The sequence below is a fragment of the Dialister succinatiphilus genome (assembly GCF_928721695.1).
GTDB classification, from domain to species: Bacteria; Bacillota; Negativicutes; order Veillonellales; family Dialisteraceae; genus Dialister; species Dialister succinatiphilus.
On record NZ_OV788641.1, the window covers coordinates 5,001 to 23,542 of the forward strand.

An 18,542-nucleotide genomic window follows, 5' to 3' on the forward strand; every position below is an offset into this window, starting at 1 on the left:
ACTACCTCGCACATCGGCTTGATTCGTTCGCTGTACTGTTCAGTTTTCAAAGAATCATCGCTCTTCAAGCGACTTGATTATCATATCACGAAGTTTTCGTTTTGTCAAACTCTTTTTTAGAAGTTTTTTCAAATGTTTTTCTTCATGACCGCTGCTTCATCAGCAACGTTAATTATGATAGCATAGACTTTTGATTATGTCAACAGTTTTATAAAATATTTTTATTCCAAGCAAGTTGAAAATCCCATTTCAGGAAGAGCTGCAAATTTTAAGGGCTCCATGTAGGAACCAGTCCTTTACCGGCCCACTATGTCATCAATTATTCGTTTCAGGTTTTTTGCTGATTTTTCCGGCTCCCGGCTTGCCATAATGGCTGATACTACGGCAAATCCTGAAAGTCCGTATCCCTTGAAGAGGGGGATGGTCTTTTCATTCATGCCGCCGATGGTGACCACCGGTATATGCACTGTATCCATGATTTTGCGCAGAGTTTCAGGCGTAGTAATATCTGCATCTTTCTTGGTAGACGTAGGGAACATGGCTCCTACGCCAAGATAGTCTGCCCCGTCTTTTTCTGCTTTCACCGCTTCTTCCAGCGTGCCGGCAGAAACGCCCATAATCTTATCCGGTCCGATGAGCTTTCTGGCCAGAGCCGCAGGCATATCGGACTGCCCCAGATGAACACCATCTGCATCCGCCGCCATCATAATATCGATGCGGTCATCAATAATCAGGGGAACATGGTAAGCTTTTGTGATTTGTTTCAGTTTCACTGCCCTTTCATAGAGAAGCCCGGTGTCCCCTTCTTTTTCCCGAAGCTGTACCAGGGTAACTCCGCCTTTTAAGGCTTCTTCTACCACTTTTTCAAAAGTCCCCGGCGCCGGCTGTTTTCTATCAGTCACCAGGTACAATCTGTAATCAATTTTCCTCATAGCGAGCTCCTTTGGCCAGACTTTCTCCTGTCATTCGTCCCAGTTCATCCAGAATGCCCATATGGAAATGACCAAGACCTTCTCTGCCCCATTTGTCCCAAGCTCTTTCTCCAGCCAGTCCCATGACCGCCATAGCGGCGGCGGCACTTCCGAAGGGATCTTCGGGATGAGCCCCGCAGAAGGCTCCAATCACTGTGGAACACATGCACCCGGAACCGGTAATGAGGGACATCTGGGGACAGCCATTATGAATCAGCACATGATGCTTTCCATCGGTCACAATATCAGAAGCGCCGCTGATAACAACCACAGCCTTCCATTTTTCAGCCAGACGGGATGCGATAGCCTCAGCCTCCCTGATTTCAACGGCTCCGCCGGTATCCACCCCTTTCGTATGGATATGCTCACCACCCAGGGAAAGGATTTCCGACATATTCCCTCGTATGACTGACATGGATACATGACTCATGATTTCCGCTGCCATGCGATTCCGGAAATCAGTGGCCCCCTGGCCCACCGGATCAAAAATCACCGGGATTCCTCCATCGTTGGCGCTGCGGCCTGCCTCTATCATGGATTCCACCTTACTTACATTCAGGGTTCCTATATTCAGTACCAGGGCAGAGGAAATACTCGCCATATCCCCCGCCTCATCAATGGCATCTGCCATCACCGGCGACGCTCCCACTGCCAGACAGGCATTGGCACAGTCATTTACTGTGACGTAATTGGTTATATGATGGACCAGTGGATTCAATTTCCTGACCCGGTCAAGGTATTCTGATAATTCCATTTCTTTTTCTCCTGTCAAATCCGGGCTTTTTCAGCCCAATGGGCAGCCAGGTGGCTGTTTTTCCTTGTACCATATCCGATTTCATAATAGGAGGATAAAACCGGATAAAATACAGCATATCCTTCCCTTGCCAGCTGGCGAGCCAGCTGAAAGGCTTTTTTTGCATTTTCCTTATGAAATACTTCACCATGCTGTGCTTCAGGACCAGCATAATACATCCATAAAAGCCGCTTCAACTGCACGGCACCGGAACTTCCGGCCTGTTTGACGGCCTTTGTAAAATCCCGTTCTCTAACCTGAAGAATGTCACCATAGAAGAAATAAAATCTGGCCAGAATCGCCCAGCTTTCCCCATCTCCTGCAGCAGCTGCCTTCCTGTACCAGGACACAGCTTCCTTCAAACGTTCCTCATCGCCGCTGTCAAGAGGTACCTTCATCACCGCACTGGATTCAAGAAATCCCTTCACAGGTCCCAACGCTTTCGTTGCCCGGCCGCAGCAGTACCGCACCAGCTTCTCCCGGCAGTCATCACTGCCGGCCAGGGTACCCTGTTTCAGATTTTCCTCAAAGTTCTTATAATTCCCCCGGCTGAGGGAAATATCTGCCAGCATTTCAAAGGCATCAGCGTATCCAAAAGAAGCGGCCTGCTCCAGGTAATAAAGAGCTTTTGCCTTTTCTTTCAGCCCCTCCGGAATGGAAGGGTACGACCTCCCTGCCAGATAGGACACCCGGCCTGCATAATACTTTCCCCTGCTGTCGCCCCGTTCAAAGGCCTTCAGGTACCAGGCCACAGATAAATCTACATTTTTATGAACGTAAAATCCATTGGAATACAGGTTACCCAGCTTGAAGCATACTGATACGCTGCCATCATGGAAAGCCTGGAAATAAAGTTCCATGCCCCGCTTCACATCGGTTTTCGTACCAATACCGTAAATGAAAAAATCGCCTGCCAATTCCCTGGAAAGATTATCTCCATGCACCGCGCCCCTCAAAAACCAGGACAAAGCGGTTTTATCACTTTTCGGCGGATCTCCGGGCAGTGCCCGCCTTCCATCTTCGATGTAAAGTTTTCCAATGGCTGCGTAGGCCTCGGTAATTCCTCCAGCAATGGCTTCCTTATACCAGCTCACCGCAATGTCCCTGATTTCTTCTGACCGGAGAGCATCGGCTGTCATCAGCCGTCCTGCCAGGTAGGCGCCCCGGGGAACCCCCTGCTGATAAGCGGTGGCAAAACAGTCAAAAGCCTTCTGCAGACTGCTTGGCACCCCCCGGCCATACTCATACATTTCCCCTAAAAACAGGGTACTTTCTCCATGCCCTTTATCTGACAGAAGCTGGAAGCAGCGGAATGCAGACTCATAGTTCAGCCTATTATAGAAAATTTTTCCCAATTCATACAGCTTTGTACCTGCCCTGCTGCTGCCCTGGATCACTGCCCGGGACAGGTACTTCATGGCACTGTCATAATTCCTGATTTTCAAATACTGCTCACCCAGATTGAGCAGTTCTTTTTTCGTAAGATTCAAGGCCTCATTGCCCACATTTCCACTTCCCTTCCCTGTCAAATCTTTTTCTTTCATTGTACCACGTCCCACCATGGGCTGCCCATAAAATCAGAGAAATCAGCAAGACAGGCATAAAAAAAGAAGCCCCCTGGGCCCCTTTTTTGTTTTATTGAGATGCTTTTTCTACAAAAGACTTCAGATCATTGTAACCTACATTGCCATATCCGATAATCCGGTTCACCGGTTTTCCTTCATGGAAATAAATGAGGGTCGGAATGGTTTCTACTTCATATCGCTTCGCAATTTCCTCATCTTCATCAACATTAATGCCATAAATAGGCGTTTCAATTTCGCCGGAAAGTTTTTCTACCATAGGACGCAGTCTTCTGCAGTATCCGCACCAGGGAGCAGAAAATCCAAGAATCACATCACCTTCCGTGAGAACCTTATCAATATTTGCGGTGCCTGTAATCGGTGCCATCATATGCATACACTCCTTATTGTTCATAAATGAATTTCACTGTTTTTATGTATTTATTATATTCTATATATTTAAATTTGTCAATATGCTGATGTGGCAAATAAAAATAGGCCTGTCAAAAAATGATTGCGTCCCCTGTCAGTTGACTAGACAATGGGATAGCAGATTTCTTATTCCTGTTTTACAAAAGACGAATTGAAATAAGTGCTCTCCCCGCTTCCTTGTCATTTCGACCGAAGCGAAGCGGAGTGGAGAAATCTCACGCTGAAGTGAGGAGGCTCCATTGTGGCAGGAGATCTCCCGGCTCATAGCCTCCGTTGAGCTCAGATGCCTTCGTCCCCATGTCCCCATGCAGCTCCGCTCGAGATGACAATAAAGGTGAACCATTTACTGTCATTTCAAAAAAAAGGCACAAAAAAGGGACTGTGAAAAATGTAAATCATTTTTTACAGTCCCTGATGATTCTGGTGGAGATGAGGGGAGTCGAACCCCTGTCCAAAAAGCCTGTCCCATAAATTTCTCCGAGTGCAGTTACTGTTTGAGATTTAAGCAAAGTATCGTACAGGAACAAACTGCCTTTGCCGATTTCGGAATTGGTTTCCCTTTGAAGTCCCGAACCTCCTTCTCCGGTATCCTATTGGTTGATGTCAGCCTGAAGTCATAGGAAAACGTCAGGGGACATTAGCAGATTAGGCTGCTAAAGCAAAATCACGTTTTGCGTTTAAGTTTTTCCACCGTTTAACGGGGTAGATGGAATCCCGACTCGCTGTTTATGGCCCAGAATCTTCTGTCGAAACCGGTACATCCCCGGATGGCCGAACTCATTATATAGTAAATGAGAGAAAATGTCAAAATATCACGAAGCAGAGGCTTCTTTCCTGCTTCATTCATCTCTGATCCTGCACTTTCCCTGTACCCATCTCAGCACCTCAGGAAAAAGCTGATTGAATCATTGGCTCTTTAATTCCGCATTTTTATGGGATAGTGAAAATGGGATGGTGAACAGAAAACTTCTTATACCATCTCATCATGCGGCAGCTCTTGCCAATGTTTATCAACACAGGCACCATGAGCGAATCACTGGTTTAGAGTAAATGAGCCCTGAGTTCTTCGCCGGAAAGGGACGAAAGGTAGGCCGGGGGCACGTCGAATACGGTGAAGCATCCTTTCTTTCCTTCTTTGGCAAAACGATAGAGGGCTCTTGCATAAGCAAGGACCACATGGGTGGTAAATTCAGGATTGGAGTCCAGCTTCAGACGATATTCCATCACGTGGTCATGTTCTTTATGGACACCGGTCCTGCCGCTGCGGAATACAAATCCGCCGTGAGCCAGGCCACTGTGTTTTTCTTTCAGTTCTTCTTCGGAAATAAAATGAACAGTGGTATCGTAATCAGCAAAATAGTTGGGCATTGTTTTGATGGTGTTTTCAATGGTTCCTCTGTCGGCCCCTTCTTCTGCCACCACATAGCATTCTCTTGTATGCATATTCCTGGTAGTAAGCACAGGATTTTCTCCATTTCTTACGGCTTCCAGAGCGCTTGCCACGGGGCAGGTGTACTGTTTACCGTCCTTCACACCGGGAACTCGGCGGATGGCATCGGAGTGGCCCTGGGAAACGCCGCGGCCCCAGAAGGTATAGTCTTTGCCGTCAGGCAGAATGACATGACCGAAGAGACGGGCCAGGGAGAAAAGGCCCGGATCCCAGCCTACGGAAATCATGGCCGTTTTACCATGGGCCCTGGCTGCTTCATCTACCTTGGCAAAATGCCTGGAAATATGGGCATGGGTATCAAAGGTATCAATGACGTTAAAAAGGGATGCATAAGCCGGTGTCTGCTCGGGGAGATCCATAGCGGAACCGCCGGCCAGAACCAGAACATCCACCTTATCTTTCCACTTTTCCGCCTCTCCAGCTGAAATGACCGGTACTCCGGAAGTATGAATCTTCACATCTGCCGGATTTCTTCTGGTAAATACCACGGCCAGTTCCATATCCGGATAATCTGCCAGTGCCGTTTCTATTCCTTTTCCAATATTGCCATATCCCATAATGCCGATTCTGATTGCCATGATGAGGCTCCTTTCCCTGTGTATGAAATATATTGAAATTGCTTGATATACAGCATTATACCTTAAATACATAGCATAAATAAACTGCTTTGCAAATTCTGTATAGTACATTTCAAGTCGCAGATAGTTTCCCATTCCACATGCCACTGCTGGAACTCATTCCAACAGGAAAATTATTATAAAAAGTTTCCTGCAGAATATGACAATACTCATATTCATCGCAGCAGGAAACCTTTCTCCGTTAGATTTGCCCTCTCTCTTCAAAATGACAGGAGCAGCGGGGCATCATTGGTATTCATGGCAGCGGTAAGCGGCAGGCGGACAACAGACAGCGGTCTTACGAGCAACCAAAAAGCGGAGCCCTTGGGCTCCGCTTTTGTGAATCATTCTTTAGCTTTCAGATGTCTGATGCCTTTATCCGCTATGTCATGGCGATACTGTACACCCTGCCAGTGGATTTTAGAAACTCCTTCGTAGGCTTTGGCTTTCGCTTCTTCCAGTGTGGGAGCCAGGGCCACCACATTCAGGACGCGGCCGCCATTAACCACGTATTTTCCATTTTTCTTTACAGTGCCTGCATGGAATACGATACAACCTGCCTTTTCTGCCTCATCCAGTCCGGAGATGATTTCGCCGGAGGAATGGGAACCGGGATAGCCTTCGGAGGCCATGACTACGTCTACGGCACATCCTTTTTTCCATTTCACGTCTTCTTTTTTCAGATTTCCATGGACGCATTCCAGCATAACCTGTGCCAGGTCACCGTCAAAGAGGGGAAGCACCGCTTCCGTTTCAGGATCGCCGAAGCGGCAGTTGAATTCCACCACTTTCGGGCCTTCGTCGGTAATCATAAGGCCTGCATAAAGACAGCCTTTGAAGGGGTAGCCTTCTTTTTTCATGGCTGCCATGATGGGACGAAGGATTTTGACTTTCACTTCATCCATCATTTCATCGGTCATCACCGGGGCTGGTGCATAGGCACCCATGCCGCCGGTATTGGGACCTTTGTCATTATCGAAGATTCTCTTATGGTCCTGGGAGGAAACCATAGGTACCACATGGGTCCCGTCGCAGAAACAGAGGACCGACGCTTCTTCCCCTTCCATAAATTCTTCGATGACTACAGAACGTCCGGCACCGCCGAAGCTGTGTCCTTCCAGCATGTCCTTTACGGTATCAATGGCTTCTTCTTCGCTTTGGGCAATGATGACGCCCTTGCCTGCTGCCAGACCGTCCGCCTTGATGACAATAGGATACTTCCTGTTGTTTTTCAGGTATTCCACGGCCTTGTCTTCATCGGTAAATACCTCATAGGCTGCTGTAGGAATGTTGTATTTCTTCATCAGGTTCTTGGCGAATCCCTTGGACCCTTCGATACGGGCAGCCGCTTTAGAGGGACCAAAGAAGGGCAGCCCCTGTGCTTCGAATTCGTCTGCCAGACCTTCAGTGAGAACCGTTTCCGGCCCTGCAACGGTGAGATCCACCTTCATCAATCTGGCAAAGTCCAGAATATCTTCATGGCCCTTCAAAGGAATCAGGTGTGCTACATTACTCATGCCATCATTACCGGGGATGGCGTAGACTTCGGTGACAGAAGGACTCTGTGCCAGCCGCCAGAGCAGGGCATGTTCCCTGCCGCCGCTTCCAATGACTAATACCTTCATGGGAAAAACCTCTCTTAACTGTGACGGAAATGACGATGTCCGGTAAATACCATGGCAATGCCGTACTTATTGGCCATATCAATGGATTCCTGATCCCTGATGGAGCCGCCGGGCTGGATCACAGCGGTAACTCCGGCTTTGCCTGCTGCTTCAATGGTATCGCCGAAGGGGAAGAACGCATCAGAGCTCATGACAGAACCTTTTGCTTTTTCGCCGGCTTCTGCAATGGCGATATCCGCAGAACCTACACGGTTCATCTGGCCGGCACCTACGCCGTAGGTCACATCTTTGCCGGTGAGAACGATGGCGTTGGATTTCACATGCTTTACAATCTTCCATGCGAATTCCATGGCCTGCCATTCTTCTTCCGTAGGAGCTCTCTTAGTCACTACTTTGCAGTCTTTTCTTGTTTCTGCGCTGTTGTCCGGAGTCTGTACCAGAAGGCCGCCGGATACTTTATGAAGCTGCAGTTCTTCTTTGAAAGCTGCCGGTACTTCGATGAGACGGATATTTTTCTTTGTTTCCAGAATATCGAGAGCTTCCTGGCTGAATTTCGGAGCCATGACGACTTCGAAGAAAATAGGTTTCATGGCTTCTGCTGCTGCTTTGTCGCAGACCTGGTTCATGGCTACAATGCCGCCAAAAGCAGATTTGCTGTCTGCGTTGAAGGCACGCTGGAAAGCATCCAGTGCATCTTTGCCAAGAGCTGCGCCGCAGGGATTGGTATGTTTAATAATAACGCAGGCCGGCTGGTCTTCACCCCATTCGCATACCAGGTCCCAGGCTGCTTCCATGTCCACAATGTTGTTATAGGACAGTTCCTTGCCATGAAGCTGTTTAGCTGCAGCAATGCCGCCTTTGGCTTCCGGATCCTTATAGAATGCCGCTTTCTGATGCGGATTCTCGCCGTAACGGAGATCCTGGAGCTTGACGAAGGCTTTGCAGTATACATCAGGCAAACCGTCTTTATCTCCGTCCACTTCCTTGGTGAGGTAGTCTGCAATGGCACAGTCATAGAGGCCGGTGTGAAGGAATGCTTTTCTGGACAGTTTCAGCCGGAAATCTTCATCCAGGGTATCATTCTTAATCCGTTCCAGGATTTCGCCGTACTGGGATGGATCCACCACGATGGTCACGTATTTGTAGTTCTTTGCTGCCGCACGAACCATGGAAGGACCGCCGATATCGATATTTTCAATGGCTTCTGCTCTGGTTACGTTTGGTTTGGCAATTGTTTCACGGAAAGGATAGAGGTTCACAGCCACCAGATCAATACCTTTGATACCATGTTCCTTCATGGCTTTCACATGTTCCGGATTGTCACGGATGGCAAGGATGCCTCCGTGAATCTTGGGATGCAGTGTTTTCACACGGCCATCCATCATTTCCGGAAATCCGGTCACTTCGGAAACAGATTTTACCGGAATGCCTGCTGCTGCAATGGCCTTCATGGTACCGCCGGTGGAAATGATTTCCACACCCAGTTCATGAAGTCCTTTTGCAAATTCTACGACCCCTGTCTTATCAGACACGCTGATCAGGGCTCTTTTAACTGCCATATTTGACTCCCCCTTTGAAATAAAATTCTATCTATACAACACGCGTCTTATTTTTCAGGACGGCTGTGCATGCCGCTCACATGATGGCCTTCGATATGAAGCTGATCTGCGCAGAAGGCAGTGACCACCCTTACGTAAGCCGGATGTTCCTGCTGAAGGATCCGCTCTGCCAGAGTGTCTTCGGTATCATCATCATATACCGGCACTGCCACCTGAGTAATAATAGGGCCGTCGTCCAGTCCCGTTCCTACGAAATGAACAGTGCAGCCTGCCACCTTGACACCGGCTTCCACCGCCTGCCGCTGGGCATGGAGTCCGCGGAAGCTGGGAAGAAGGGCCGGATGAATATTGATAATCCGGTTTGGAAAAGCATGAATCAAGTTTTCCCCGCAGATCCTCATATATCCTGCCAGGCAGATGAGGTCGGGCTGATAGGATTTAGCCGCTTCCAGAATGGCATCATTGAATGCTGACTTATTTTCAAAAGATTTCAGTTCCAGCACAGTGGAAGGAACGCCCCATCGCTCTGCCCTTTTCAGCACCTGGGCATCTGCATGGTCACAGATCACTCCTACCACAGTGCCATTCACTCTGCCGTCTATGGTGGCTTCATGGATAGCTTCCGCATTGGATCCTCTGCCCGATGCAAAAATCAGAATTCTCTTCTTACTCATTGAAAAGACCACCTGTCACAACTACATCCTGGTTTCCTTCCGTGATTTCGCCTACTTCATATACCGGTTCATGGATGGATTTCAGAATTTCCTTTGCTTTTTCTGCATTTTCCCTGTTCATGATAAGGAGCATGCCCAGGCCGCAGTTATAGGTACGGTACATTTCCCTGGGTTCCACGCCTCCTTCTTTCATAAGGAAGGGGAAAATCGGAAGGAGCGGCCATTTTTCTGCGTCCAGCACAGCCCGGGTGCCTTTGGGCAGCACTCTTGGAATATTGTCATAGAAACCGCCGCCGGTAATATGGACCATGCCATTCACTTTGGTCCCTTTCAGCACAGGAATCACAGGCTTTGGATAGAGACGGGTCGGTGTGAGAAGCACTTCGCCCAGAGGCTTATCCATATCTCCATACACCTTGTCCAGGGAAAGGCCGTTATCCTTAATAATACGGCGTACCAGGGAATAGCCATTGGAGTGAACGCCGGTGGAAGGAAGGCCCAGAATCACATCACCGGGAGCGATATCTTCACCGGTAATAAGGTCTTTTCTGTCGACAATGCCTACGGCAAAGCCAGCCACATCGTAGTCTCCTTTAGCATAGAAACCGGCCATTTCAGCTGTTTCGCCACCCAGAAGGGCGCAGCCGGACTCAATGCACGCATTGGCTACGCCTTTCACGATTTCCGCCATCAGCTCCGGTTCCAGCTTGCCTGTAGCGATGTAATCCAGGAAGAAGAGCGGCCTTGCCCCCTGCACCAGAACATCATTGACGCTCATAGCTACGCAGTCCTGACCGATGGTATCGTGGATACCCATTTCAATAGCCAGGCGCAGCTTGGTGCCAACGCCGTCAGTACCGGAGACAAGGATGGGGTCATCCGATAATTCATCCTTCAGACGGAAAAGACCGCCGAAGCCGCCGATATCCCCCATAACGCCACGGGTATAGGTAGCCTGCACTGATTTCTTAATCAGTTCCACTTCTCTTTCACCGGCGTCAATGTCTACGCCGGCTTCTGCATAGGTCAAGCCTTTTTTCTTTTCGCTCATGGTTCCTCCCTATTCTTCATCTTCCATGCTGCCCAGCCCATTGTGAGGCACCTTTTCCGGGTATACCCCATCGAAGCAGGCAAAACACATATCCGATGCTTTAATTTCGGAAATCGATTCCGCCAGTCCTTTCTGGGACAGGTAATGAAGCGCATCGGCACCAATCATTTTGCGGATTTCTTCCGTAGAATACTTGGCGGCAATCAGCTGCTTTCTTTCGGCCGTATCAATGCCGAAGAAGCAGGGATACCGTACTGGCGGCGAACTGATGCACAGCTTGATTTCCTTAGCTCCTGCATTTTTCAGAAGGTTGATGATAATACCGCTGGTGGTACCGCGGACGATGGAATCATCGACCAGAATAATGCGCTTGCCTTCCACATTCATGCGGATAGGATTCAGCTTCATGCGCACCGCTCTTTCGCGCTTTTTCTGTCCCGGCTGGATGAACGTGCGGCCCATGTATTTATTCTTCAAAAGCCCTTCTACGAAGGGTATGCCGGAAGCAGCCGAATACCCCAGGGCTGCTACGTTGCCGGAATCCGGCACACTCATGACTACATCACCGTCATAGTGTGTTTCTTCCCAAAGTTTCCTGCCCATATTGAGACGAGCCCGGTAAATATCCTGGCCGTTCATGATGGAATCGGGGCGGGCGAAATAGATGTATTCGAAGGAGCAGATGCCGTGACGATGACTGTCCACAGGGCAGTACATGGTGGAGCGAACGCCATTGTCATCAATGGTGACAATTTCACCGGGCAGTACATCCCTTACAAACTCTGCGTCAATGGCATCCAGCGCCGGCGTCTCCGAAGCCAGCACCCAGCCGTGTTCCGTTTTCCCCAGCACCAGGGGGCGGTAGCCGAAGGGATCCCGGCAGCCATAGATAGCCTGATTGGTGCAGGCTACAATGGCATAGGCGCCGTGGATTTCGTCCATAAGTTCCTTGAATTTTTCTTCTTCCGTAGCCCGGCGGCTCCTGGCCAGCAGCTTGATAATTACTTCGGTATCCATGGTGGTGGAGAAGGTGGAGCCTTCCAGAAGAAGACGCCGTCTCAGATTCTTTGTATTCACCAGGTTCCCATTATGAGCCAGTGCCATGGGACCGTCGATGCTGTCAGCCTGCAGAGGCTGCACATTCACCGGAATGGAGGAGCCTGTGGTGGAATAACGCACGTGGCCGATACCAATATGGCCTTCCTTCTCCGGCAGGTTATGGAATACTTCTGTCACCAGCCCCATGCCGCGGAAGGTTTCCATGGTTTTCCCGTCCGAAACAGTAATACCTGCACTTTCCTGGCCCCGGTGCTGCAGGGCAAAGATACCGTAGTAGGTTTCATGCACCGCAGACAGATCCCGGTCAAAAATACCAAACACTCCGCATTCTTCATGCGGCTTGTCATCATATACATCCATACTTTTATACATTACGGAATTCTCCTGACTTTCTTATACTTCAGACCTGTCGGTCTTATGGGGGCTTTTCCGCATGGGACAGATCCATGCCACCCCATTGAGGCATGGTCCTGTCCATTTCATAGCCTTAGAACTTTTCACCAGTGAGAAGTTCGTAGGCTTCCTTGTAAATGGCAATGGTCTTGTCAATGATATCCTGGGGAACCGTATCTCCCGGATGAGCCTTCAGGTAATCGCGGACAAACTGCTTGTCATAGGAAGGCTGGCCATGACCTGCTTCATAGCCCTTAGCCGGCCAGAAGCGGGAGTTATCAGGAGTCAGCATTTCATCGCCCAGCACGATATTTCCTTTTTCATCCAGGCCGAATTCAAATTTGGTATCCGCAATGATAATGCCTCTTTCCAGAGCATAATCAGCGCATTTGTTATAAAGAGCGAGGGTCAGTTCAGACAGTTTTTCCATGTATTCTCTGCCCTTTCCCGGGAAGAACTTGTTCACCCAGACTTCCCCTTCTTCCATGGAAATATTCTGGTCATGTTCCCCTACTGGAGCTTTGGTGGAAGGAGTGAAAATCGGATGAGGCAGCTTCTGGCATTCCTTCAGTCCTTCCGGCAGCTGGATGCCGCAGACTTTACCGTCTTTCTGATAGCCTTCCCAGCCGGAGCCGGTGATGTAGCCGCGGACAATGCATTCTACCGGAATCATGTTCAGCTTCATGGTCTTCATGGAACGGCCTTCAAATTCCTTTGTCTGGAAGAATTCAGGCATATCCTTTGTATCGATGGAAATCATATGGTTGGGAACGATGTCCTTTGTGAAATCAAACCAGAATTTGGACATGCGGTTCAGCACCACGCCCTTTTCAGGAATGGGGCACTTCAGAATATTATCGAAAGCAGAAATACGGTCGGTGCAGACCATCACAAGGCTGTCGCCCAGATCGTAGAGTTCACGGACTTTACCGGATTTAAAAGGTTTATATTCTTTCATGGTTCTTCTCCTTTAAAAAATATCAGATTTATTGATATTATGATGGAATAAAAAATGGAAATAATGATTCTTTATTTCCCCAGGGATGCCTGCAGCTTTTCATCCTTGGCATAGATTTCCTGTGCCGCTTTTTCACGGTAGGCTTTATACTTTTCGTAAAGAGCCTTATCGGAAACTGCGCCGATTTCCACAGCCAGGAAGGCGGCATTCTTTGTGCCGTCGATAGCTACCGTAGCCACGGGGATACCGGAAGGCATCTGCACGATAGAAAACAGGGCATCCATACCATCCAGTTTCGCACCGGAAAGAGGCACACCAATCACCGGTTTCAGCGTCAGACTGGCCACCACGCCCGGAAGCGCAGCTGCCATACCGGCGCCGGCAATGAAAGCACCGACGCCCTTCTTTTCCTCTGCTGCCACAAAATCAGCCAGTTTCTTCGGTGTTCTGTGTGCAGAAGCAATAGTTACATCATAGGTTACGCCAAAATCATCAAGAATGGCAAAGGCCTTCTTCATGACCGGTAAATCGGAATCACTGCCCATCACAATTCCAACATGCATTGTTCATTTCCTCCCTTTTCTGGGACCCTTCTCCCAAAAAAAATCTCCTTCTGCAGAAAAATGACCCAAAGTCATACAATTCCCGCAAAAGGAGTATTCATGCCAAACAAATACAACGCTCCAGCAAAAAGAGAGGCAGTCGAACAGAAGATAAACTCTTCCTTTCTTACGCCTTCGGAAATAAAAATCCTTTCAGCAGACATGGCCGCTCCTCTCCCGTTTGAGATAAAAAAGCCTGCGCTTTCCATGCACAAGCCTGCAATACCCAACATCTAATTGCTCACGTTCCTTAATTATTCTAATATTTCCATTTTCCCTTGTCAATAAATTTTAATACCCCAAGGCCCTCATACCATGGGCTTTCCGTAATTATAACGGGACATTCAACTTTATTTTATCTTTTCTTATTTTTTACTATTTTTATTTTTATATAATAGCAATTCGCCATTGATTTGCAGTTTTTTGAAAACAAATGAGCTGCCCTGCCCATCATAAGGGACCACTGGGAAGGGCCGCTCAATCATTCTCTTCTTTTATTCATAAAAACAGACATCATAAATGAACCGGCACTTTCCTAATGTCTATTCTTTTCATACTGATCCAGCTCCTGGTTGAATTCTTCTTCTGTCAGTGCCTTCATGATGGAGCGGCGAAGAGCGGCCGCTTCCGGAAGACCGTGAAAATAACGGCTGGCGTGAGCCCGCATTTCCCTGACTGCCACATGTTCTCCCTTTTCTTCTACCAAACCATGAAGATGCTCTCTGGCCATGGACAGGCGCATGGCATTGGTGGGCGGCGGCAGAATTTCACCTGTTTCCAGATATGTATTCACCGCCTTAAAGACCCAGGGATTTCCCCAGGCCGCCCGGCCTATAGCCACACCGGCACAGCCGGTCTCTTTCATCAGCCGATCCGCACTGGGCCCATCCACCACGTCGCCGTTTCCAAAGACAGGAATATGAACAGCCCTGACCACCTCGCCGATTTTTTCCCAGTCTGCATGACCGGTGTAGAAATCTTCCCTGGTCCGTCCATGGACGGTAATCGCCATAGCGCCTGCCTCCTCCACTGCTTCTGCCAGTTCTACGCAGTTTTCCGTCTCTCTGGACCAGCCAAGCCGCATTTTCACGGTCACCGGTATGTGGACCGCCTCTGCCATGGCCTTCACCACTTCGACAGCAAGAGGGATATTCTTCATCAAAGCGGATCCATCGCCGTTTTTCACCACTTTCTGCATAGGACAGCCCATGTTGATATCGATGATATCGGCCCCTGCCTTTTCCATTTCCTTTGCCCCCAGAGCCATGATATCCGGCTCGCTGCCGAAAAGCTGAAGGGCCACCGGGTGTTCTCCGGGGTCAATCTTCAGCATATCCCTTGTTTTTTCATTTTTATAATAGAGCCCTTTGGCACTCACCATTTCTGCAGTGGTCATGGCGGCGCCCATGCGGCGCGCAATGACCCGGTAAGCCAGGTCGCTTACTCCTGCCATGGGGGCCAGCACGGCCCATCCATCAAGCTCTATCTGTCCGATTTTGGGTTTCTGATACATTCTTTCCTCCTGTCATGCGAGTCTATTTTATCATAAAACAAGGGGAACAGGGACTTGAAATCTATCCGCCCTTTTCTCTTTTCTTGACTTAAAGTGAACTGGAAGAATTATAATAAAGAAAAATTCCATCCATAGCCCAATGTCCATGAAATCCGATTTCATGAAGAAATCAGCGCTTTTTCCAAGACTGTAGAAAGGAATAACAATGGCTTACACAATTTCAAAGGCTTCCGACCTCACCGGAATCAATCCTACTACCATCCGCTATTATGACAAGGAAGGCCTTCTCCCCGGGATACAACGTATGAACGGTATCCGTCTCTTTACTGATGAAGATATCAAGTGGCTTCATGTGCTGAGCTGCCTGAAAAATACGGGCATGCCCATCAGCCGTATCCGCGAATATGCCAGGCTGGCGGTTCTGGGCGATAAAAGCCTGAAAGAAAGGCAGGCCCTCATCATGGAGCAGCGGCAGTTTGTAAAAGAGCAGATTGACCATCTCCTTTTCTATATGCAGGAGCTGGACTATAAGGAATGGTATTACCAGAAAGCCCTGGCTCTCGGTTCAGAAAGCCGGGTCAATCCGGATGACTATGAGAAGGAAACGGGAAAGAAAAAGCCGGCCCTCTTATAAAAAAAAGACCGTGAAAAAATGGTTTCTATTTTTTCACGGTCTTTTTTTTGCAGCAGTACGATGAACGGCCTTACTACCATTTATTTCGCTTTATAATTTCTAAGGAATGTTTTAATAAACTTCACCGGCATATCCAGCTTGTCCACCGGCATTTTCTCATCCACCTGGTGTGCTTCGCCCCAGCGGTTTGTCTTAACCCGTCCGGTGAAACGGTAGATGTGATCGCAGACATCCGCATAATTTCTGGAGTCTGTGGCCCCCAGCATGAGGTTCGGTGCAATCACCGTATCTTTGCCATAGACTTCATGAATGGTCCTGGAAAGAAGATGGAACATTTCTCCTTTCACCTCTCCTGCGGGGTGAGGATTTTCCGCGAAGGAAGCCTTCACCTTCACTCCGTCGGGCATAATAGATTCCAGATATCTGGTAACGGAATCCACCGTATCCCCCTGAAGGATGCGGACACTCATGGTAGCCTCTGCATGAGAAGGAAGCACATTGGCCTGGCTGCTCCCCTCTGCCATGGTAACGGCAAAAGTGGTATGGAGGAGAGCATCCAGAATTCTGTCGTTTCCAGCCAGCTTGACCAGTTTCTTCCAGTTCTTCTTCGGATGACCTGCGATGGATTTCAGCGTTTCTTCCTGAAGAGGCGCCACCGCTTTCAAATGGGCTTTCACCAGAGGTGTGAGTCTGTAAGGCATGGGATGAGCTTCTACAGCAGCCATTGCCCTTGCCACATCGCCAAGCACAGTGCCCCGGCCGGGCTTGCTGGCATGACCGCCGGCTCCGTCTTTGTAAAGCACAAATTCGTTGGGTGCCTTTTCCGCCATACCCACCAGGGCCAGCGGCGGCTCTCCCTCCCTGCCTTCTTCCACATTGCCCCCTTCATCGAATAGGCAGGCCAGGTGGATGCCCTGTTCCTTCAGGTAGGCAGCGGTTAGAACCGATCCTTTTTTATCCGGCGTGCACTGGACTTCCTCATTGTGTCCGAAGGAAAGGTAAATATCAAAATCCGGTGCAAAGCCCTCTTCCAGAAGTTCTTCTACCGCATCCATTTCCGCAGTCAGCACGGATTTACAGTCTTCAGCGCCCCTTCCCCAGAGGCATCCTCCATCCACTTCTCCTCCAAAGGGCGGATGGCTCCACTGCTCTTCATGAATGGCAGGCACCACGTCCTGGTGAGCCATGAAAAGAACAGGTTCTTTCTTCGAATTTTCCGATTTCCAGTGGAAAAGAAGACTTGCCCTTCCGATTCTGGTGAGGGACAGCTTTTCGAAAATCAAAGGCCAGGCCTCCTGCATATACTGATGGAGCCGGTCAAACTGGGACCAGTCGGTGTTTTCATCATTCACCGACGAAACGGTAGGAATCTTAACTACCCCCTGCAGATGGGACATATATTTTTCTTCTGTATCCATCATAACCTCCCTGTCCATGATGAAGAGGGGAGAGCATCTTCACTCTCCCCTCTATAATATAATACATATATATTATGAAATCATTTACCTGCATCCTTCAGCTGATCGAAGAGATTCCGGTGATACCATTTTTCAGAAATCTTCTGCAGCGTACCATCTTTGGACAATTTTTCCAGAGCTGCTTCGATTTCATCAGCCAGCTTCTGTTCATTCTTATTGACAATGACTACGGTCTCGTTTACTTTGATAGGCTTGTCCAGAGCCACGATTTCAAAATTCATCGCTTTAGCAATATCTTCGACGCCCAGATTGTTTGGGTAAACCAGGGCATCGTACTGACCGTTCTTCAGAGACGTAATCCGTTCTGCCGGAGTGAGGCCGTCCTGGATAGGAACTTCCTTCATGAGATTGTCATGCGCTGCATTCCAGTCAGTGAGGACTTTATAAATACCTCCGTTAGGCGTATTGGGCACCAGTTTGCCGCCGCCCTTGATGACATCTTCCAGGCTGTGGTACTTCTGTGCATTATCCTTGGACATGTAAACCATGACAGAGGAAACACCGATAGGCGTCTTCGGAACAATGTAGTCTTTTTCCCGGCGCGGTGTACGGTAATAGCCGCCGGAAGCCACCTTGGCATCACCGGACTCCATCATCACATCCTGGGTTTCCGGTGGAACAGCCTGAATATCCAGATGGTAATCCTTCAGGTTTTTATTCACTTCCTGCCAGATGTCGTATTCATAGCCCTGGAGCTTGCCATTTTCATCGGCCCAGGAAAGCGGACGTTCTGTACTGGAAAGCACCAGCTTCACAGAAGTTTTCCCGTCAGCTGCAGCTGCCTTGGAAGAAGCAGCCTTCTGGTCACCGCCGCAGCCTGCAAAAATACCTGCTGCCAGAAGAGAAGCCAGTGCTACTGATGCAATTTTTACAGCTTTTCTCATAACAATTTCCCCCTTAGAATGATTTCAATCAAAACAAAAAGCCTCCCATCCTTTTCAGGACGGGAGACCCGTGATTCCACCTAAATTCATATATCCGTCGCCAGACATACCTTCGTGAGTTCTATCAAACCCCCGCTCTGTATCGGGAGCTCCCGGGAAAACCTACTACTCACCTTCAGCCTTCCAAACTCTGAAATGCACTTCACCACCCTATCCGTATCCGCTTCCACCCTCCGGACTCGCTCTGCCGTTTTCAGCCTGGCTACTCTTTTCTTCATCGTTTTCTA

Annotated in this window: 17 protein-coding genes and 1 other RNA gene; 2 read left to right on the top strand and 16 right to left on the bottom strand. The window is 48.9% G+C overall.

Features of this window, described 5'->3' with window-relative positions:
- Positions 1 to 296: 296 nt before the first annotated feature.
- From thiE to purE, 13 genes are all read right to left on the bottom strand, one after another.
- Positions 297 to 932 carry a thiamine phosphate synthase gene (thiE, locus tag NW747_RS00020; protein ID WP_273187372.1) on the bottom strand — a complete coding sequence of 212 codons (636 nt, stop codon included), beginning with the start codon at positions 930 to 932 and terminating at the stop codon, positions 297 to 299.
- Complete coding sequence (gene thiM / locus NW747_RS00025) at positions 919 to 1,725, bottom strand: hydroxyethylthiazole kinase (RefSeq protein WP_273187374.1); 807 nt, start codon at positions 1,723 to 1,725, stop codon at positions 919 to 921. The genes thiE and thiM overlap by 14 nt, the downstream gene beginning before the upstream one ends.
- A gap of 14 nt (positions 1,726 to 1,739) precedes the next feature.
- Positions 1,740 to 3,308 carry a tetratricopeptide repeat protein gene (locus tag NW747_RS00030; RefSeq protein WP_273187376.1) on the bottom strand — a complete coding sequence of 523 codons (1,569 nt, stop codon included), beginning with the start codon at positions 3,306 to 3,308 and terminating at the stop codon, positions 1,740 to 1,742.
- 91 nt (positions 3,309 to 3,399) lie between these two features.
- The gene (locus tag NW747_RS00035) at positions 3,400 to 3,717 is read right to left on the bottom strand and encodes a thioredoxin family protein (RefSeq protein WP_008860229.1); all 318 of its coding nucleotides are present in this window, start codon (positions 3,715 to 3,717) and stop codon (positions 3,400 to 3,402) included.
- Positions 3,718 to 4,179: 462 nt separating this feature from the next.
- Positions 4,180 to 4,523: a transfer-messenger RNA gene (ssrA, locus tag NW747_RS00040) on the bottom strand.
- Between the two features lie 276 nt (positions 4,524 to 4,799).
- The gene (locus tag NW747_RS00045; RefSeq protein ID WP_273187378.1) at positions 4,800 to 5,786 is read right to left on the bottom strand and encodes a diaminopimelate dehydrogenase; all 987 of its coding nucleotides are present in this window, start codon (positions 5,784 to 5,786) and stop codon (positions 4,800 to 4,802) included.
- Positions 5,787 to 6,169: 383 nt separating this feature from the next.
- The gene (gene purD, locus NW747_RS00050) at positions 6,170 to 7,450 is read right to left on the bottom strand and encodes a phosphoribosylamine--glycine ligase (RefSeq protein WP_273187380.1); all 1,281 of its coding nucleotides are present in this window, start codon (positions 7,448 to 7,450) and stop codon (positions 6,170 to 6,172) included.
- Positions 7,451 to 7,464: 14 nt separating this feature from the next.
- On the bottom strand, positions 7,465 to 9,009 hold the full coding sequence (gene purH, locus NW747_RS00055; protein WP_008860226.1) for a bifunctional phosphoribosylaminoimidazolecarboxamide formyltransferase/IMP cyclohydrolase: 1,545 nt from the start codon (positions 9,007 to 9,009) through the stop codon (positions 7,465 to 7,467).
- Between the two features lie 47 nt (positions 9,010 to 9,056).
- Complete coding sequence (purN, locus tag NW747_RS00060; protein WP_273187381.1) at positions 9,057 to 9,683, bottom strand: phosphoribosylglycinamide formyltransferase; 627 nt, start codon at positions 9,681 to 9,683, stop codon at positions 9,057 to 9,059.
- Positions 9,676 to 10,734: a phosphoribosylformylglycinamidine cyclo-ligase gene (gene purM / locus NW747_RS00065; protein ID WP_273095501.1), complete on the bottom strand. Its 1,059-nt coding sequence runs from the start codon at positions 10,732 to 10,734 to the stop codon at positions 9,676 to 9,678. The genes purN and purM overlap by 8 nt, the downstream gene beginning before the upstream one ends.
- A 9-nt stretch (positions 10,735 to 10,743) precedes the next feature.
- Positions 10,744 to 12,165 carry an amidophosphoribosyltransferase gene (purF, locus tag NW747_RS00070; RefSeq protein ID WP_273187383.1) on the bottom strand — a complete coding sequence of 474 codons (1,422 nt, stop codon included), beginning with the start codon at positions 12,163 to 12,165 and terminating at the stop codon, positions 10,744 to 10,746.
- 115 nt (positions 12,166 to 12,280) lie between these two features.
- On the bottom strand, positions 12,281 to 13,144 hold the full coding sequence (locus NW747_RS00075; RefSeq protein WP_273187385.1) for a phosphoribosylaminoimidazolesuccinocarboxamide synthase: 864 nt from the start codon (positions 13,142 to 13,144) through the stop codon (positions 12,281 to 12,283).
- Between the two features lie 71 nt (positions 13,145 to 13,215).
- Entirely contained in the window at positions 13,216 to 13,707 is a 492-nt protein-coding gene (gene purE, locus NW747_RS00080) for a 5-(carboxyamino)imidazole ribonucleotide mutase (RefSeq protein ID WP_273095509.1), read from the bottom strand.
- 99 nt (positions 13,708 to 13,806) lie between these two features.
- Between purE and NW747_RS00085 the strand changes: the two genes are divergently transcribed.
- Positions 13,807 to 13,983 (top strand): hypothetical protein, encoded by a 177-nt coding sequence (locus NW747_RS00085; RefSeq protein WP_156792547.1) that lies wholly within the window; start codon positions 13,807 to 13,809, stop codon positions 13,981 to 13,983.
- 298 nt (positions 13,984 to 14,281) lie between these two features.
- Here the strand turns inward: NW747_RS00085 and dusB are convergent, their stop codons facing one another.
- Positions 14,282 to 15,259, bottom strand: coding sequence for a tRNA dihydrouridine synthase DusB (dusB, locus tag NW747_RS00090; RefSeq protein ID WP_273187387.1), 978 nt, complete (start codon positions 15,257 to 15,259; stop codon positions 14,282 to 14,284).
- Positions 15,260 to 15,464: 205 nt separating this feature from the next.
- Between dusB and NW747_RS00095 the strand changes: the two genes are divergently transcribed.
- Positions 15,465 to 15,893, top strand: a complete 429-nt coding sequence (locus NW747_RS00095) for a MerR family transcriptional regulator (protein WP_273187389.1) — start codon at positions 15,465 to 15,467, stop codon at positions 15,891 to 15,893.
- An 80-nt stretch (positions 15,894 to 15,973) separates the two neighbouring features.
- Here NW747_RS00095 and NW747_RS00100 read toward each other — a convergent pair whose 3' ends face one another.
- Together NW747_RS00100 and NW747_RS00105 are read right to left on the bottom strand one after the other, a co-directional pair.
- Complete coding sequence (locus tag NW747_RS00100) at positions 15,974 to 17,314, bottom strand: M20/M25/M40 family metallo-hydrolase (protein ID WP_273187391.1); 1,341 nt, start codon at positions 17,312 to 17,314, stop codon at positions 15,974 to 15,976.
- Positions 17,315 to 17,391: 77 nt separating this feature from the next.
- On the bottom strand, positions 17,392 to 18,255 hold the full coding sequence (locus NW747_RS00105; protein WP_273187393.1) for a transporter substrate-binding domain-containing protein: 864 nt from the start codon (positions 18,253 to 18,255) through the stop codon (positions 17,392 to 17,394).
- Between the last annotated feature and the right edge of the window lie 287 nt (positions 18,256 to 18,542).

Bases quoted from the DNA above. Each gene is read 5' to 3' on its own strand.
- thiE (WP_273187372.1), bottom strand. From the start codon at position 932: ATGAGGAAAATTGATTACAGATTGTACCTGGTGACTGATAGAAAACAG.
- thiM (WP_273187374.1), bottom strand. From the start codon at position 1,725: ATGGAATTATCAGAATACCTTGACCGGGTCAGGAAATTGAATCCACTG.
- NW747_RS00030 (WP_273187376.1), bottom strand. From the start codon at position 3,308: ATGAAAGAAAAAGATTTGACAGGGAAGGGAAGTGGAAATGTGGGCAAT.
- NW747_RS00035 (WP_008860229.1), bottom strand. From the start codon at position 3,717: ATGATGGCACCGATTACAGGCACCGCAAATATTGATAAGGTTCTCACG.
- NW747_RS00045 (WP_273187378.1), bottom strand. From the start codon at position 5,786: ATGGCAATCAGAATCGGCATTATGGGATATGGCAATATTGGAAAAGGA.
- purD (WP_273187380.1), bottom strand. From the start codon at position 7,450: ATGAAGGTATTAGTCATTGGAAGCGGCGGCAGGGAACATGCCCTGCTC.
- purH (WP_008860226.1), bottom strand. From the start codon at position 9,009: ATGGCAGTTAAAAGAGCCCTGATCAGCGTGTCTGATAAGACAGGGGTC.
- purN (WP_273187381.1), bottom strand. From the start codon at position 9,683: ATGAGTAAGAAGAGAATTCTGATTTTTGCATCGGGCAGAGGATCCAAT.
- purM (WP_273095501.1), bottom strand. From the start codon at position 10,734: ATGAGCGAAAAGAAAAAAGGCTTGACCTATGCAGAAGCCGGCGTAGAC.
- purF (WP_273187383.1), bottom strand. From the start codon at position 12,165: ATGTATAAAAGTATGGATGTATATGATGACAAGCCGCATGAAGAATGC.
- NW747_RS00075 (WP_273187385.1), bottom strand. From the start codon at position 13,144: ATGAAAGAATATAAACCTTTTAAATCCGGTAAAGTCCGTGAACTCTAC.
- purE (WP_273095509.1), bottom strand. From the start codon at position 13,707: ATGCATGTTGGAATTGTGATGGGCAGTGATTCCGATTTACCGGTCATG.
- NW747_RS00085 (WP_156792547.1), top strand. From the start codon at position 13,807: ATGCCAAACAAATACAACGCTCCAGCAAAAAGAGAGGCAGTCGAACAG.
- dusB (WP_273187387.1), bottom strand. From the start codon at position 15,259: ATGTATCAGAAACCCAAAATCGGACAGATAGAGCTTGATGGATGGGCC.
- NW747_RS00095 (WP_273187389.1), top strand. From the start codon at position 15,465: ATGGCTTACACAATTTCAAAGGCTTCCGACCTCACCGGAATCAATCCT.
- NW747_RS00100 (WP_273187391.1), bottom strand. From the start codon at position 17,314: ATGATGGATACAGAAGAAAAATATATGTCCCATCTGCAGGGGGTAGTT.
- NW747_RS00105 (WP_273187393.1), bottom strand. From the start codon at position 18,255: ATGAGAAAAGCTGTAAAAATTGCATCAGTAGCACTGGCTTCTCTTCTG.